The sequence below is a fragment of the Bilophila sp. 4_1_30 genome (assembly GCF_000224655.1).
Lineage (GTDB): Bacteria > Desulfobacterota > Desulfovibrionia > Desulfovibrionales > Desulfovibrionaceae > Bilophila > Bilophila wadsworthia.
Map to the genome: position 1 here is coordinate 53,321 of NZ_JH114236.1, position 17,424 is coordinate 70,744.

Here is a 17,424-nt window from a genome sequence, read left to right on the forward strand (position 1 = left end):
TACGTACGTACGTACGTCGTACGTCTCTCGTCGTCTCTCTCTCTCTCTCTCTCTCTCTCTCTCTCTCTCTCTCTCTCTCTCTCTCTCTCTCTCTCTCTCTCTCTGGTCTAGCGTAACTTTCCTCTGCAATCCGTCAGCCTCTTTGTACGGCATTCCTTTGTTTAAGGGATGCCGTTTTTTCGATCTCCCTCCTAGAGTCAAGCGCTCTATCCATTCGTGCCAAAAGACCAGTGTGCGTGAGGCGCATCGCTGGTCTTTTTGTTACCCGAAATCCGGGAAATACGCTTTTCTGCTATCCGAATCGGGGAAAGGAACCAGCAGGATGCGCCCGGCAATGTCAACTTTTTACAGGAGGAATGTTCATGAAAAACCGTGCAAAGAAGCAAGTTCTGTCTTTCGCGGCGGCCATGGCGATGATTCTCGGCGGCGGTATGCAATTGTATGCTGCGGACAAAATTGCCGATACAGTATACCACAATGGTAAAATCTATACCATTGCGGAAACGGCACAAGAAGCCAAAGACATCGCAAATGCCAAAAAAGCTGACGTTGTCGCAACATTGAATGGCAAGATCGTCTTTGTGGGCTCGGAAGCCGACGCCAAAGCGCAAGGCTATCTTGATGCGGCGAAGGTCAACAAAATCGTCGATCTGCGCGGCAAGACCATGTTGCCCGGCTTCGTGGATGGACACGGCCATTTTCCCGGCGAGAGCCAAATCGATCTGTTCAACGTTAACCTGAACTGCCCGCCGCTCGGCCCTGTCGTCAATATGGACGATCTGGTCAGACTGCTCAAGGTCAAGGCCGACAACACTAAGGCCGGGGGATGGGTCTTGGGTTCCAACTATGACGACTCCGTAATCGCGGAAAAACGTCACCCGAACCGTGATGATCTGGACAAGGTCAGCACGACACATGCCGTCGTCGCCACGCACAGCTCCGGACATATGAAGGCGGTGAACTCTTATATCATCGACACCATCATCCTGCCCCAGGGTGAAGTGGTCGGCAACGATTTCATCAAGGCCGACGGCAAAAAAGTCGACGGTGTGGAAATCAAGAACGGCAGGTTGACCGGTATGCTGTTCGAGATGGACGCTATGGGGCTGGTTACCGCTCCTGCCCTCAAGCCCGAGGAAAGCCTCCAGCTCACCGCGCGCGGCTCTCAGGCCTATGCCGCCGCCGGCGTAACCACCGCTGACCAGGGTGCGAGCATGTTGAACGCGCTTCCCGCGCTTCAGGGGTCCGTCCAAGAGAAGGATCTCCAAGTACGCGTAATCCTGCATCCCCTGACCTATTTGACCGTCGGTGGATTGAACCATCAGTTGCTGAAATGGGATACGAAGGGAACCTCAGATCCATTGGACGACACTCCGACGGGAGCGTCTCCATCGGTTGGCGATGACCTCAGCCGTTTCGTTGCTGGCAAAAACGATCCGTCCACGCTTCCCGAAAATTATCTTTTGTTCGGCGCATGGAAGCAAATCTATGACGGTTCGAACCAAGGATATACCGGTTACTTCAAGCATCCCGGCTATTGGGACAAGGGGAACAACGACCCCAACGATCCCGTCACCGGTAAGCCGGATCCCAATGCTCCCAACGATCTGCTGGGACTGAACGGCACGCTCAACTTCTCGCGGGAAAAGCTCATCGCCAGCATGGATTTTTACACGAAAAACAACCAGCCCGTTGAAACCCACACCAACGGCAGTTGGGCGGCGGAAGACTACATGACCGCCATCGAACTGGCTGTGGCCAACCATCCGACGGTCAAAGACCTCCGGCATACGTTCATTCATGGACAGATGGAAGAACGCCAAATCGTCGAACGCTCCATCGGCAAGTATGACGAGCTGGATTCAACCGCGAACATGTACAGCGATCTCAGCGGTACCGCCCGCCAGGACGGCGGAGTGGATATCGACGCGAACAAAAAGGCATGGACGGCTTCCGACCTGCGCGCCGCCCTCCAAAACGGCAAGCTGATCAAGGATCAGAACCTCGTTTCGTCGTACTTCATCAACCACACCTATTTCTGGGGCGATCGCCATCTGGAGATCTACATGGGCCCCGGACGCGGCAAGCAGCAGAACCCGCAGGGTTGGGCCGCCGCATACGGCCACCACTTCACGTCCCACAACGATTGCCCTGTAACCCCGATTTCCGGCCTGCGCAGTATTCAGTCCTCCGTGACCCGCACCAGCACCGGCGGGCAGGTGCTCACTGGTTCCAGCACGGATCTGAGCGCCAAGGCCATGTATCCTGAAACGAAGGGCGGTGCTGAACGCGAATTCTGGGATTTCGATCAGCGCCTCAACCCACTCCAGGCCATCCACGCGGTGACCGTCACCCCGGCCTACCAGAATCACATTGAACACTTGGTCGGCTCCATTGAAGAAGGCAAGCTGGCCGACTTCGCCATCCTTGACCAAGACCCCATCGAGGTGGCCGCGACCACTCCGCTGGAGATCCAGGACATCCGCGTCGCCACGACCGTCGTCGGTGACAACGTGGTCCACGGTTTCCTGCCCGACGCCGACGCTTTTGTCAGCTTGGTGAACGCGGGCTACGGTCAGGCCGACGGCGTTGCCGTCAGCAACCTCAGCTCCAGCAAGATCGATCACGCTACGGCCGAAAAGAACTACGGAGCCATAGGCAAGGGTGAAAAGCGCCTCGGCACCCTCCAGTTCACGGCGAACATCACCGAAGGCAAGAGCGGCGTATTCCAGTTCTCCTTCCTCGGCAACGACGCTACCGTGGCTGAGTTCAAGCTGTACAAGCTCCATGATACGACCACGGATCTGTACACGTACGGCAAGCCCGCTCCCGAACAGCTGGATTCCACTTCCGGTCACTGGTGGATCGCCGATATGGCCGCCCCCACCGTTCCGTTGACCGAAGCGGATAAGCTGGAAATGGACAAGTCGTACATCGCCTTCTTCGTGATCGGCGATAACGACGGCACGTTCGATGCCGACGATACCCCTGGTGTCATCAAGGACCCCGTATCTCTCGTCACGACGGGCCCCCTGCCCAATAACGGCAATTCCGGTTCTTCAAACGACGATGGCGGAAGCAGCAGCGGCTGTACCGTCGGCTCCACGCCTTCGTATGACCTTCTGGTCCTGTTCCTCGGCATGTCGGCCGTAGCCGCTATCCGCGTCCTGCGCCGTCGCAACGAACAATAACATCTGCTGAAAAGGAGCCTCCACTCCGTGTGGGGGCTCCTCTCTCCAGTATACCCAGCAATGATTTGTTACAAGAGGAGCGACTATGAAAAACCGAACCTCGAAATATGCTTTCTGTTTTGCAGCAGCTATAGCATTGGTTCTTGGCGGAGGTATGCAGTTGCGCGCGGCTGATAAAAAGGCCGATACCGTTTACCATAACGGTACTATTTACACTGTAACGGAAGATTTCCGCAAACCGTCGCAGCTGAACACCCCCAACACGGTTGAAGTTGTCGCTACGTTGAATGGAAAGATTGTTTTCGTAGGCAGTGAGTCGGAAGCCAAAGCCCAAGGTTTCCTCAACGCCAGCAACGTGAACAAGATTGTGGATCTCAAGGGTAAAACGATGTTGCCCGGCTTTGTCGACGGTCATGGACACTTTCCCGGACAAGGTGAACTCGACCTGTTCCAAGCGAATTTGAACAGTCCGCCCATCGGCACCATGACAAGCATTAAGGATTATATCCCCGTCCTCGCCGCACTGGCCGCCCAAACGGAAGAAGGCAAAGCGGTTACGGGTAAGGGGTTCGACGATACGTTGGTGGCGGAAAAGAGTTACCCCACCAAGGAAGATCTTGACGAAGCTAGCACAAAACATCCGATTGTCATCGTTCACACATCGGACCATATCAATGCGGGGAACTCGTTGGCCTTCAAGCTGGCCGGTTTCAAACGCGGCGATATCGGTGAAGACGGCGTTTACGTGCGTGACGGCAAGCCCTACATCGGCGTCCGTACGTTGAAAAAAACTGACGGATGGGATTTTACCGGTGTCTGCGCCGAAACCGAAGCGATGGGCCTTCTGAATGCGGCAACACAGAATAACAGCCCGGACATCACCGACAAATCCGTCCGCAGCGTTGCCCGCGCTTCACAGGTATATACCGCCGCAGGTGTGACTACCGCCGATCTGGGCGGGGCCGTGCTCGCTATGCCTACCGAATACGGTACCGTCGGCTTCGCCTTGAATCAAATCCAAGTGGCCCTCCAGCGTGGCGTGCTTGAACCCCGTGTCGTCGTCCACCCCTTCGCGTATATGGCCTATGGCCCAGCCGAAATCGGCAAAATCAACCGAATGGTTCTCGGCTGGAAGGGTGACGAGTATTCTGATCCCGGCGACTCACCCGCGAAAGGTTCCGACATAACGAGCCTCAGCCTCAAAGGCGTTTCTGCCCAGATGGGCGGCAAAGCGCCTGAAGGACTGCCTGCCAACCGTTTTTTCATGGGTGCGTGGAAGATCATCTACGACGGTTCCAACCAGGGGTATACGGGGTACTTCAAAACCCCCGGGTATTATGACCCCGAATATGGCGGGTATGAAAAGGGTTACAACGGTATGCCCAACGCCACGACTTTCTCCAAGGAAGTCCTTGAAAAGACCATCGACATCTACCATGCCGCCAACCAGTCCGTCGAAGTGCACACCAACGGAAGCTGGGCCGCCGAAGATTACGTGACCGCTCTCGAAAAGGCCGTTGCGGCTCATCCCGGAATCACGGATACCCGGGATTGCGCCATTCACGGACAGATGATGGAACGTCAGCACATCGAACGTCTTGTCGGCGACTACTCAAAGCTTGATGCTACGAAAGATATGTATACGGAGCTGAGTGGCACCGCCGTGGATCCGGCTCTCCGCGCCGCCCTTCAGGACGGGGAACTGATGAGGAAACAGAATCTCGTCAACTCCTACTTCGTCAACCACGCATTCTACTGGGGCGACCGCCACATGGAAATATTCATGGGTCCCGGCCGCGCCAAGAATATGAATCCTTGCGGCTGGAGTGCTGCCTACGATCTGCCGTTCTCCGTACACAACGACACGACGGTCACCCCTATCTCTCCGCTCCGCAGTATGCAGGATGCGATCACCCGCATTTCTTCCCCCACGCCTCTGGGCAAGGGCGGTACGCTGATCAGTGGCGAAGGCAAGGATCTCGACGCCGTTGCCATGTATCCCGAAACCAAGGACGGCACCCAGAAGGCTTTCTGGAATTATGACCAGCGGGTCAATGTGTTGCAGGCCCTCCACGCGATCACCATCGTCCCCGCATATCAGAACCACATGGAAGATAAAATCGGCTCCATCGCTCCCGAGAAGTTCGCCGACTTTACCATCCTGGATCAGGATCCTTTCAAAATCGATCCGGCCACCATCGCTTCCATGCGCGTGACGACCACCATCGTAGGCGACAAGCCGGTATACGGTGTTCTGCCCGACTCCGAAACCTTCGCCATGCAGATTGCGCCGAGCTATGACCAACCCAACGGAACAAGCGTACTCTCCTTCAACGGTACGAGCATCGACAATGCCACGGCCGATAAGGATTACGCTCCGTTGCCGAAGGGGAGCAAGCGCCTTGGTACGTTTGCGTTCACGGCTGAAACAACCGCCGGCAAGAGCGCCGTTTTCCAAATGAACTTCCTCGGCAACGGGGCCACGGTGGGTGAGCTGAGCCTGCACAAGTTGTACGCCAATAAGACCGCCCCGTATGCCTACGGTAAGCCGTCCGCCGATGAGCTGCCTACCGCTTCCGGCATGTGGTGGGTCGCCGACATCAAGGCACCGACGAAGGCTCTCGCCCCGGCAGACGTTCTGGAAATGGATCATACCTACATGGCTTTCTTTATCATCGCTGATAACGATGCCACGTTTGACATCGAGCCCGCTGACGGCGTGATCAAGGATCCGGTTTCTCTCGCCACGACGGGCCCCCTGCCCAATAACGGCAATTCCGGTTCTTCAAACGACGATGGCGGAAGCAGCAGCGGCTGTACCGTCGGCTCCACGCCTTCGTATGATCTTCTGGTCCTGTTCCTCGGCATGTCGGCCGTAGCCGCTATCCGCGTGCTGCGCCGTCGAAACGAACAATAACATCTGCTGAAAAGGGGCCTCCACTCCCGCGTGGGGGCTCCTTTCCCACTCAAGGTTTCATGGCGAATTTTTGCTACAAGGCCATTTCCGCAAAGGGTAAAACCGTGCGCGGCGTGGTGGAGGCTGACACCGAACGGCAGGCCATCGCGTCCGTACGCGAAAAGGGGCTTGTGCCGCTCTCCGTCGAATCCGCGTCTGCATCCGTTGCCAATCCGGGAATGCCTTCTTCCAAGAGCTCCTTCAAAAAAATCCTTGAATCGCTCCACCCCGTCCCCAAGACGGCCGTCGCCGCCATGGCCCGCCAGCTTGCCACTTTGCTGCACGCGGGCCTTCCGCTCGACGAGGCCCTTGCGAGCATCTGCGCACACGACGACGTCTCCCGGATGCAGGGCATCGTTTCCCGTCTGCGCGACCGGATCATGGCGGGAGGGGATCTCGCCGACGGGCTGGCGGAATTCCCCAATGTTTTCTCGTCGACATTCGTAACCATGGTGCGGGCGGGCGAGGCCTCCGGCACGCTGGAACTCGTGATTGAACGCTTCGCCGAGCACATCGAACAGCAGGTCGCTCTGGTGCGCAAGGTACAGGCTACGCTGGCCTACCCCATCCTTATGCTGTTCGTGGGCATCGGCGTCGTCATCTTCCTGCTGACGTTCGTGATCCCCAAGGTCACGCAGATTTTCTCGGACATGGGCCGCGCGCTTCCCGTGCCCACGCAGATCCTGTTGGCCGTCAGCGACGGCATCCGATCCGGCTGGTGGATCATCCTGCTCCTCGTCCTCTGCATCATGATCGGCGTTTGGCGGATGCGCAGGACCGAAGGAGGCAAGCGGTATGCCCACCGCCTGCTGCTGCGTCTGCCCGGCATTGCGGGCATCTACCGCCCGCTGATCGTCGGGCATATGACCCGCACCCTCGGTATGCTCCTTAAAAACGGCGTCACCCTGCTCAAGGCCCTGCATATCGTCAAATCCGTAGCGGACAACAAACTCATGGCCCAGGCCATCCAGAACATGATCGACGGCGTACAGGCGGGCCGGGATCTTTCTGAATTCATGAACGATCCGCTTGTTTTTCCGCCGTTGTCCCGCCAGATGGTCGCCGCCGGAGAACGGAGCGGACAGCTCGGCGAAATGCTGCTCTGGGTCGCCAACGACAGCGAAAACCGGGTCGCCTCGCGTCTTCAGGTCGTCACGTCCCTCATGGAACCGGTTATGATCCTCCTGCTGGGCGGCATCGTCGGCTTCGTGGTCATCGCCATCATCCTGCCCATCTTTGAGATGAGCACCCTCGCAGGCTGACCATGTCCAGACGCTTAACCACACTCTTCTCCCTCTTCTGCATCGCGCTGATCGCGTGGTTCCTTGCCCGGGCGACCTTCGCCCTGCGCGAGACAGCACTCGAAACATCCGGCTCCGCCTCCCGGCTTGCGGAAAACGCCGCTGCCGCGCCCGAGCCGCTCGCCGCCTTCGACGGCATCACCGCGCGCAATCTCCTCGGGGTCTCCGTCTTCCCACCCGAGGCCCGCCGTTCCCTAAAAGGCGGTACGGATGCGGATTCCGGCGAAGAAAACGAACGCCTTTCCGCCGACGGCATCGACGCGCTGCCCGTCAGCAAGCAGGGCTGGAAACTGCTCGGGACCATCGTGAACACGGGGCCGGGCAAGGCCAGCCGCGCCGTCATTCAGGTGAACGGAGCGGAACAGCCCTACAGGGAAGGAGACACGATACAAGGGTGGAAAATCGCCCTCGTGCAGCGCCGCACCGTGGTCGTCGCCAAAGGCGGATCAAAAGAGCGGCTGCTCATGAGCGAGGACCCTATCCTTCAAAAGGAAGATACCAAACCCGACGAACAAAAGACCGTGAGCCGCGCCCGGCTGCGGGAGGAGCTCGGCGATGTCGGGTCCCTGATGCGCGCCGTCTCCGTCTCTCCGCAGACCGTGGGCGGCTATCAGGGGTTACGCATCCTCGACATGCAGTCGGGAAGCTACATAGAGGAGCTCGGACTCAGGAAAGACGACCTTCTGCTGGGGGCCAACGGCAAGCCCCTGAGGGGATTCGGCGATCTGGGCGGGCTCGGAGATTTGGCCGACAAGAGCGCCATCACGCTCGAAGTCTTGCGCAACGGGAAAAAAACCATCATCCGGTATGATGTACAAAGTTGATGCCATGTTCGATTCGTTCTGCAAAGCGGCAACGGCCCTTCGTGTCTCCATCCTGTTCCTCGCCCTGCTCTGCGCGCAGGGTTTCCCGTCCGCCGCTCCGGCGTGGGCCGAGCCAGAAAGCGGCCTGACGCTGGATTTCAAGGATGCGGACATTCATGCCCTCATCAAGTACATCAGCGAAGCCACAGGCCGGAACTTCATCACCGATCCCACGGTCAAGGGGAAGGTGACCGTCTATTCCCCGGTCAAGATTTCCCCGGATGAAGCCTTCGAAACCTTCGTTTCCATCCTGCGCGTGCAGGGGTACGCGGTGCAGAAGAGCGGCACTGCCTACAAGATCGTCCCGCTGAAAGAAGGCCTCGGGCAGGGCGAAGACGCCGCCGTGGGCCGCAAGATGGGTTCCGAGCTGGAAACCGTGGTCACGCAGATCGTACCCCTGAAAGTCGGCGTGGCCGCCGAGCTCGCCAAAATCCTTCCCTCCCTGCTCGGGAAGGATTACGCCATTTCCGCCTATACCCCGTCGAACACCCTCGCGCTGACGGCCCCGGCCCCCAACGTCGCCAAGGCCATGGCCTTCCTCGAACAGGTGGAAGCCAGCGATACGGCGGGCACCTCCGCCACGCTGGGCCTGCAATACGGGGATTCCAAGACGCTGGCCGCCACGCTCGCCAAAATCCTCAAAAGCCGGGATGAGGAGTATGCCAAAAAGGGCCGCCCCACCGTCAGCCTCGTGCTGGCCGACGAACGCACCAACAGCCTGCTCATCTACGGCGATCCCGAAGCCATCGGCATGGCGCGTGACGCGGTCGGCTCTCTGGATATCCCCACCCCCAAGGGCAAGGGCGACGTACACCTCATTTCGCTGTCCAACGCCAAGGCCGAGGATCTGGCGCAGGTCATCAACACGCTCGTGGAGCGCCAGCGCGCCGCCGGAACGGAAGATCAGAAGCCGGATACCGTGCTCTCCAAGGACATCAAGGTGGTGGCCGACAAGTCCACCAACAGCCTCGTGGTCACCGCCCGCCCGGACGAATTCGAAGCCCTCAGCAACATCGTCGCCAAGCTCGACGTGGTGCGCAAGCAGGTGTTCATTGAAGCCCTGATCATGGAAGTGAGCAGCGAGGCGTCCTTCTCCTTCGGCATCAACTGGGCCATCGGAGGCAACACCGGGGACGCCGCCATCGTCGGCGGGGTCAGCCTGAACGGGGGAGCCGTTTCCCTGAGCTCCAGCGGAGCCAACAAGACGGTATCCCTGCCCGCCGGCGTGAGCATCGGGGCCATCCTGAAAGACGCCATCACCGTGGGCAACACGAGCTACAACATCCAGTCCATCCTCAACGCGGTCAGGGGCAACAGCGACGTCGACGTGCTCGCCACCCCGCAGCTCCTCACGCTCGACAATGAGGAGGCCAGCGTGGAGGTCGTGGACAACATCCCCTTCACCAAGGAGAGCACCACCCGCAACGACAACGACTTCACCACCCAGTCCATGGACTACAAGGACGTGGGCGTGAAGCTCAAAATCACCCCGCGCATCAGCGACGACGGCTCGCTCCGCCTTGAGGTGGAGCAGGAAGTCAGCCGGGTCACGCAGGGCCTCATCACCCTCACCAACGGCGACCAGCTCGTCGCCCCGACCACCCGCAAGCGCCTGGTCAAGACCACCATCCTGCTGCAGGACAGCCAGACGGCGGTCATCGGCGGCCTGCTCGACGATCAGAAGACCTACAACCAGAGCGAAGTCCCCGGGCTCGGCAGCATCCCCGTGCTCGGCTGGCTGTTCAAATCCCGCAACAAGAAGTCGACCCAGACCAACCTGTTCATCTTCATCACGCCCAAGGTCATCAGAAACGCGGCCGACTCCGCCGACCTTACCCGCGAAAAACAGCTCGTACTGCATGAAACGAGTGTGGGCCATGACGGCCTCGGCCTGCCGATCATGAGCAAGCCCAAGCTGTTGAAACCTGTTTTCGTGAACTGACGCCATGAAGACGCTCACATCATTGCTGGAACGCCTTAACCTCGATCCCGAGGTACTGGAGGCCTGCGCACGAAACGCGGAGGCTTTGGGCCTCCCGCTCGAAAGGGCGCTGTACGAGGCGGAGCGCATCAACGAAAACCAGTATCTGGAAACCGCGGCGGCGCGCCATGCCATGCCCTGTGAACTGCGGCTCGCAGCCCTCATGGACAAGGAAGGTTCCGGTTGGGCCACGGACGCCGAACGCGTCTGCAAGGTTCCTCTGCCTTGGCTCAGAAAACAGAAGGTGGTGCCCGTCCGCGACAAGGACGGCAAACTTGCGCTGGCGATCTGCCACCCGTCCGGCTGGCTTCTCGCACAAGAGCTGGGGATGCTGCTCGGCGAACGGCTTGAATACCCCGTGCTTGCCCGCGAAGACGACATCACGGACATCATCAACCGGATTTTCGGAGAGTCCACCCGCTCGGAAGGGAGCGTTTCGGACGTGCTCGGCGATTCGGTCAATGCGATCGACGAATTCAACGAAGACGCGGTGGAGGACTTGCTGGAGGACAGCAGCGAAGCCCCGTTCATCCGGCTGGTCAACATGATCCTCGCGCAGGCCGTGCGCGCCGGGGCCAGCGACATCCACATCGAACCCTACCGCGACGTTTCCCGCGTACGCTTCCGGCTGGACGGCGTGCTCTATGAACGCCATACCCTGAACAAGGCCCATCACGCCGCCGTGGTGTCGCGCATCAAGGTCATGGCGAAACTCAACATCGCGGAAAAGCGTCTGCCGCAGGACGGGCGCATCGCCATTTCCCTCGGCGGGCGTCAGGCGGGGCTGCGCGTGTCCACCCTGCCCACGTCCTTCGGCGAACGCGTGGTGCTCCGTTTGCTCGAAAAAAGCGAGCGCGTGCTTTCCCTCACCGAACTCGGGCTCAGCCGGGAAGACCTGCAGCTCATGCATTCCCTCGTGGGGATCACGCACGGCATCGTGCTGGTCACCGGCCCCACCGGCAGCGGCAAGACCACCACGCTCTATGCCGTGCTTCAGGAACTGACCGCGCCGGACAAGAACATCCTGACCATCGAAGATCCTGTTGAATACGAACTGGAAGGTGTGGGTCAGATACAGGTCAATCCCAAAATCGGGCTGACCTTCGCCGACGGGCTGCGCTCCATCGTGCGCCAGGACCCGGACGTCATCCTGATCGGCGAAATCCGCGACGCCGAAACCGCCGCCATCGCCGTGCAATCCGCACTGACCGGGCACCTCGTCTTTTCCACCCTGCACACCAACGATGCGCCCGGCGCAGTCACCCGCCTCTTCGACATGGGCGTGGAACCGTTCCTGCTCTCCTCGGTCCTGCGCGGCGTGGTGGCGCAGCGCCTCGTGCGTATGCTCTGCCCGCACTGCCGGGAGCCCTATCTCCCGGATGAGCAGGAGCTGGAAAAACTCGGGGGCGCCCGCTCCGCCTACCGGTCCGGCCAGCCGCTTTACCGGGCCAAAGGTTGCCCGGACTGTCTGGACACGGGATACCGGGGCCGTATGGCGATTTATGAAATCATGCCGGTGAGCGACGCTTTGAAACGGCTCATCGTGGATAAGGCCGACGCCAACGTGCTCGGGGCGTGCGCGCTGTCCGAAGCCATGCGCAACCTGCGGCACGACGGCATGTTGAAAGTGATCGCGGGGCTGACCTCGCTTACCGAAGTAGCGAGAGTTACCAATGAGTAGCAAAATGAACGATACGTCCCACCGCCGCGACGCGACGCCTCCGCATGAAGCCCGCAGCGAAACATATTTGCCATACGGGTCAGTCATATGATGCGGACGTTGCTGGACAGGCTGCTTTTCGCGCTTCCTTCTCCGCCTTCCCGAGCCTCGCTGGTACGGGGGGGGCTCTATCTTCTGTTCGGCCTGCTGTTGTACGGCCTGTTCCTCGGCACGCTGTACATGCGCGAGCTCAGCGTGGTCGGCCTGCGCCAATGGTGCGGGCGTCTGCCCGGCGTACAAGTGAACATGAGCCGCCCGGAGATGTCTTTCTTTCCGCCCGCGCTGGAAATCGCCGATCTGACGGTGCAGCCGCCGAACGCCTCGGAGCCGTTGGCCTTCCGCAATGTCCGGGCGGGGCTGACCGTCTTTCCACTTGGCGTATCCCTCGACGCCGACATCGCCGGGGGCGGACTGGCTGCGACCGTGATCCCGTCCTCGCTCTGGAACCCCGAACGGCTCGCCGTGCGGGCATCCCTCTCCGGGGTCGGCATCGAGCCCTTGCTCAGGCCATTCATGGGCAAAACGTCTCTCGTGCAGATACGGAGCGGCAAGCTGGATGGTTCCGCAACCCTCGACCTGCCCCTTCTGAACGGGCGGCCCGAGCCGCTTGCAGGCGAAGGCTCATTGAACCTCTCCCTGCGCGGGGGCGTGGCGGATCTCAGCCTGCCCATGCTCAAGAGTTCCCGCTTGGACAAACTGGACGGCACAGTGGAAACCGGCTGGAAAAAGGAGCGGCTGACCTTGCATCAACTCGCCGTGCGGAGCCCCATGCTCGCGTGCACCGTCCAAGGGCAGATCACCCTCGTTCCACGCGATCTCCCCGCCAGCCGCATGGACGTGCAGTCCGCCCTGCGCATCCCGCTTGAACAGGTACGGGAGGAACTCATGCCGGAACGGACGCTCCAATCCCTCAAAGACAAAGGCGAAGTCCGGGTACTCATCCGGGATACCTTCCGACGTCCCTCCTTTGACGTGCAGCCCTGACCGGAGGCATTATGATCGCCAAGGACAGCTTCATCATCCTCCAGTCCGGGACTGAGCTCACGGGCGCGTTGTGCCGCGTCGGGCTGAAAAGCCGTGAGGTTTCGTATCTGCACCGCGTCACCTGCGCCGATCTGACGCCGCAGGCCGTGGCCTCCGGCCTCCGCTCCCTGCTCGACGGGTTGGCCGCGGCGGGCCTGAAGCGGCCGGACGACGTGCGCGTGTGCCTGTCCGCCGGAACCATGCTGTTCCGGGACTGGGCCTTCCCTTTCCGCTCGCGGGCCAAGGTGGAGCAGGCGCTTTCCCTGCTGCTCGAAACCGAATTTCCCTTTGACGCCGACACGCTCGCGCACCGCGTCTGTCTGACCGGAAACGCCGCCGCATCTGCCGGGTATAAAAGCGGCGCACAGGCAATCAGCGTATCCCTCCGAAAAGACGAGCTGGGCTCATGGCTGGACGCCTTCGAAGCGGAGGGCCTCTTCCCCCGCCTCGTTACCGTTGATCCGTTCCCGTTACTCGTGAATCTGCCGTCCAGACAACATGGAATAGCCCTGTTCCTGTACGTCCAGCGCGAATGCTCCGCCGTGGCCCTGCTCGACAACGGCACCATCCGGCGCATCCGGGCCATCCCGGTTGGCTGGACCCCCGAAACGGACGCCGCCGGCCTCAACATCTCTTCATCCGAACAGGAAAACGCCGCTCTGCGCGGATTAGCCGACCGGCTGCGGCGCGAAACGTCCCTCGTACTGGAAGGGACGCCTTTCGTACCGGATCGCCTTCTTGCCTATGGTGAAGCCTTTCTCGGAAACGGCGCGTCCGCCCGTTTCGCCGAGGCCTTCGAGCTGCCCGTTTCCGTGCTTGGTCAAGAAGTCCCCTTAGCCGGTCAGGTGGCCCGGCTCGGAGAGACCGATCCCTCCCGGCTTTTGGCTCTCTGCGCGGCCTCCATGCCGCTCCCGGCCCCGTGGCGTCCGCCCCTGTTCCCTTCGTTCCACCGTCCTCCGAAGGGAGGCCATCTTTCCAGCGAACACGGCAGGCGTTTGGCATGGGCGGCCTGCGGCGCGCTTGCCGTGGGCGCGGCCTGCCTCGCCTCCCTTTGGGCGGAAGGATACGCCGCCGGACAGCAGGCCGTGCGCCATGAGGACGCCGCCCGCTCCCTGTTCCGCAAGGCGCTCCCCGACGTGCGCGGCTCGTTCAACCCCGTGCAGATGGAGAGCATCCTCAAAAACCGCATTGCCGGATTGCGCGGCGGCGGGGAGAACGACGCCACATTCCCGGCCCTCCATCTGCTGCAGGACATGCACGCCGCCGTGCCGGACTCCCTCGACATCCGCCTCGACCGCCTGAGCCTCGACGCCCGCCGCTGCGGGCTCAGCGGAACAGCCGCGAGCTATGAGCAGGTCAACGCCCTGCGCGTAGCCCTGTCCGGACTCCCCGGCGTCCGCGAGGCCAAAATCCTCAGTGCAGCCAACCGTACCGGCAAGCCCGAACCGAGTACACCGTCGGGCGCGGTCATCTTTGAAATCGAACTTGCCCTTGAGGGAGGCCAGTCATGAGCGTGTCCCGTCCTCTCCTGCTCGGCCTCGGCGGACTAGCGCTTCTCGGCGTGGTCCAATGGGTGATCCTGCCCGCCTTCGAATATCGCGCCGACAACGCCTCACGCGCCGAACGCGCCCGGCAGCGCCATCTTTCCATGCAGCTTCTGACAGACGACTACGCCCGCCTGTCCCAATCGAACGCGGCGGCCCCGGCGAAAAACCGTTCCCTGTTCAGCCTCGTCAACAAGGAGGCCGACCGCCTGTCCCTGTCCCGGCGCATCGAGGCCCTCCGCCCGGCGGCCCGCAAGGAAAACGACGGCTCCGAACGCATCGAGATGCGCCTTGCCGGCCTCTACCTGAAACAGGGGGTGCAATGGCTGCACGCACTGGAATCGCACCCCGGCGTCCGCGTCGAAAACCTCACGTTCCGGCGATCGGCCAAAAATCTTTTGGATATGGACATGACCGTTTCCCTTTCCGGAGGCACGCAATGAACCGGGGCTTCACCCTGCTGGAAGTGCTCATCGCGCTGGCAATCCTGAGCACGGTGGCCCTGCTCGCGGTCCGCGTCAGCGGGGACAGCCTGACGCAACTTGCGGAAACGGGATGGGAGGACGGAGTACTCCGCGCCGGAAGAGGCAAGATGATCCAGATGCTCCGGGAGTCCCCGGACAGTCTCGATCAATGGGGAACCCTGTCCCCGGAATACCCTGATGTGGAATGGCATTCAAAGCTTATCGCCCTGCGGTGCATGGAGGGCAAGCGCCTCGAATTCCGGCTTGTGGAAAACCGTGGGACGTCCTCCCGGGAGCTGCTGCTTGAATACATCCTCCCGCGATAACCCGCCACCGACGGGCATGTACGGCTTCACGCTCGTGGAACTGCTCATCGCCATGACCCTCACCGCCGTCATCGGCATGGTGCTGTTCAGCACCTACAGCATGGTCATGGACAACGGAAAAACCGTGCGCAACCGCGTCCTTGAACGCGAAAGCGAACGCGTCTTCTGGGGCATCCTCGACAATGACATCGCCGGGTTGTGCCTCATCGACGACAAACGCTCCACCCTCCCCCCGCTCTCGCGCGAGCCGATCGTCTCGTCCGACGCGTTCTACCGCCTCACCGAGACGGACAAGCCGCAGCCCTCCGACGACGAAGTGCTGCTGTCTTTCGCCACCAGTTCACATCTGGCGGACATGCCCGGCACCCCCTTGCCCGGCCCGGTATGTGTGGAATACGTCCTGCGCAACGGCAACCGTTCAGCCGCGTTCATCCGGCGCGAGCGGGCCTACTGCGGCGTGGAAGGCGACTTCCCGTGGTCCGAGCTGGTGCTTGTCCGCAATGTGAAGTCGCTTGAAGTGGCCCTCTATTCGGCCAAGACGCAATTCGTCGAGGATTGGCCTTCCCCGCTGCCTCCTGAGGCCGTACCGGAAGCCATCCGGTTTACCCTGCACAGGGAAGAGGAAGAACAGCCGGAACTGTTTGTCGTCCCCGTTTTCCCCCGGAGGTCCCATGTGCGGAACTAGGGGAACCTTCTTCAAGGACAAACGGCGGGGCGCGGTGCTCATTCTGGTGCTGTTCGTGCTCACCGGGCTTTCCGTGCTGACCGTGGAGTTCAGCCGTGATATCCTGCTCGATCACGCCATGTCCACATCCACCCGCTCCATCCTTGCCGCCAAACCGCTCATGGAGTCCGGCGAACGCCTCGCCACGGCGGTCCTCACCCGGAACAGCGAAGCGGGAACCCCGGATCACGTGCGGGAGGATTGGGGACTGTTCGGCCTCGGGCTGGAGCGGCTTTCCGCCGAACTGCCGGGCGCGGACCTTTCGGGCTCCATCGAGGACGAAAACAGCCGCTTTCCCATCAACGCCATTTTCTACGAACGCGAGGCGGATCGCGCCCGTGCCGAGGCATTCGCCGACATCCTCACGCGGCTGCTGGCCGGGCTCATGCGCGTGCACGGTTACGCGGGTGGGCCGGACAACGCCCTCGCGCTTGCCAAAGAGTACGTGGATTCGCTCCGTCAATGGGGCGGGCAAACGGAAACGGACCAGGACACCCTGAAATGGTATCTCACGCAGACGCCGCGCTACCTGCCGCCGGGACGCCCCTTGCTGGCACCCGAGGAAATCCTGCTCGTGCGCTGGCCTCACGTCGAACAGGAATGGGGACGGGATGTCCTGCGCGGAACGAAGGAACTGCCCGGCCTGCTGGAAACCCTGACTATCTGGACGCAGGGTCCCATGAATATGAATACGCTCCAACCCGCCGTGCTCAGCGCGCTCGTCCGCGACGAACGGCAGGCGCGGCCCTTCGTCAACGCGGTCCAGCACTACCGCGACAACCCCGACAACGATCTGGGGGAAAACTGGTATAAGGATCTGCTCTCCGCGTACGACGTCCCGGCCCTTCCCAACGGCTGCCTCGACGTGCGGAGCCGCTGGTACAGGCTCAACCTCACCGTACAGCAGGGGGCACGGAAAAACACGCTCACTTCGGTGGGATGGGTCACACACGAATATGTCACGTGGGAATACCGGGCCGTGCATTAATGAACGCCGCCCGGCTTCTGATACGCACACTTGCGCCCGACAGGAGGAGAAACATGGACAACGGACACATCCGTCAACGGAACAACGGCGGGTTCACCCTGCTGGAACTGATGATCGTCATCGTCATTCTGGGGATCCTCGGAGCCATCGTCGCCCCGAAATTCATGGACGAGCCCCACAAGGCCCGCGTGGTGCAGGCCAAGATGCAGATCGAAAACCTGTCCACGGCGGTCAAAAAATTCTATCTCGACAACGGGTTCTATCCGTCCACGGAACAGGGCCTTGAAGCGCTCGTCACCCGTCCGGCCATCGGCAAGACGCCCAAGAACTACCCGGCCAACGG

At 61.0% G+C, this 17,424-nt stretch carries 13 protein-coding genes; all 13 read left to right on the forward strand.

The genetic code is table 11. From position 1 onward, the window contains the following. Positions 1-362: 362 nt before the first annotated feature. Complete coding sequence (locus HMPREF0178_RS18705) at positions 363-3,191, forward strand: amidohydrolase (protein ID WP_009369132.1); 2,829 nt, start codon at positions 363-365, stop codon at positions 3,189-3,191. Between the two features lie 85 nt (positions 3,192-3,276). Then, positions 3,277-6,108 (forward strand): amidohydrolase, encoded by a 2,832-nt coding sequence (locus tag HMPREF0178_RS18710; RefSeq protein WP_009369133.1) that lies wholly within the window; start codon positions 3,277-3,279, stop codon positions 6,106-6,108. Positions 6,109-6,167: 59 nt separating this feature from the next. Beyond that, positions 6,168-7,409 (forward strand): type II secretion system F family protein, encoded by a 1,242-nt coding sequence (locus tag HMPREF0178_RS18715; protein WP_009369134.1) that lies wholly within the window; start codon positions 6,168-6,170, stop codon positions 7,407-7,409. 2 nt (positions 7,410-7,411) lie between these two features. Then, a complete protein-coding gene (locus HMPREF0178_RS18720; RefSeq protein WP_009369135.1) occupies positions 7,412-8,272 on the forward strand; it encodes a type II secretion system protein N in 861 nt (286 codons plus the stop codon). 4 nt (positions 8,273-8,276) lie between these two features. After that, positions 8,277-10,253, forward strand: a complete 1,977-nt coding sequence (gene gspD / locus HMPREF0178_RS18725) for a type II secretion system secretin GspD (RefSeq protein ID WP_232281330.1) — start codon at positions 8,277-8,279, stop codon at positions 10,251-10,253. A gap of 4 nt (positions 10,254-10,257) precedes the next feature. Then, positions 10,258-11,973: a type II secretion system ATPase GspE gene (gspE, locus tag HMPREF0178_RS18730; protein ID WP_009369137.1), complete on the forward strand. Its 1,716-nt coding sequence runs from the start codon at positions 10,258-10,260 to the stop codon at positions 11,971-11,973. An 87-nt stretch (positions 11,974-12,060) separates the two neighbouring features. Further along, positions 12,061-12,996: a hypothetical protein gene (locus HMPREF0178_RS18735; RefSeq protein WP_009369138.1), complete on the forward strand. Its 936-nt coding sequence runs from the start codon at positions 12,061-12,063 to the stop codon at positions 12,994-12,996. An 11-nt stretch (positions 12,997-13,007) separates the two neighbouring features. Continuing rightward, positions 13,008-14,546 carry a hypothetical protein gene (locus tag HMPREF0178_RS18740; RefSeq protein ID WP_009369139.1) on the forward strand — a complete coding sequence of 513 codons (1,539 nt, stop codon included), beginning with the start codon at positions 13,008-13,010 and terminating at the stop codon, positions 14,544-14,546. Further along, on the forward strand, positions 14,543-15,022 hold the full coding sequence (gene gspM / locus HMPREF0178_RS18745) for a type II secretion system protein GspM (RefSeq protein WP_009369140.1): 480 nt from the start codon (positions 14,543-14,545) through the stop codon (positions 15,020-15,022). Before HMPREF0178_RS18740 ends, gspM begins: the two co-directional genes overlap by 4 nt. After that, positions 15,019-15,369, forward strand: coding sequence for a type II secretion system protein (locus tag HMPREF0178_RS18750; protein WP_009369141.1), 351 nt, complete (start codon positions 15,019-15,021; stop codon positions 15,367-15,369). Before gspM ends, HMPREF0178_RS18750 begins: the two co-directional genes overlap by 4 nt. Then, positions 15,347-16,054 carry a prepilin-type N-terminal cleavage/methylation domain-containing protein gene (locus HMPREF0178_RS18755; protein WP_232281331.1) on the forward strand — a complete coding sequence of 236 codons (708 nt, stop codon included), beginning with the start codon at positions 15,347-15,349 and terminating at the stop codon, positions 16,052-16,054. The genes HMPREF0178_RS18750 and HMPREF0178_RS18755 overlap by 23 nt, the downstream gene beginning before the upstream one ends. Continuing rightward, positions 16,041-17,081: a general secretion pathway protein GspK gene (locus HMPREF0178_RS18760; RefSeq protein WP_009369143.1), complete on the forward strand. Its 1,041-nt coding sequence runs from the start codon at positions 16,041-16,043 to the stop codon at positions 17,079-17,081. Before HMPREF0178_RS18755 ends, HMPREF0178_RS18760 begins: the two co-directional genes overlap by 14 nt. Before the next feature lie 53 nt (positions 17,082-17,134). Further along, a partial coding sequence (gene gspG / locus HMPREF0178_RS18765; RefSeq protein WP_009369144.1) for a type II secretion system major pseudopilin GspG occupies positions 17,135-17,424 on the forward strand: 290 nt, incomplete at its 3' end.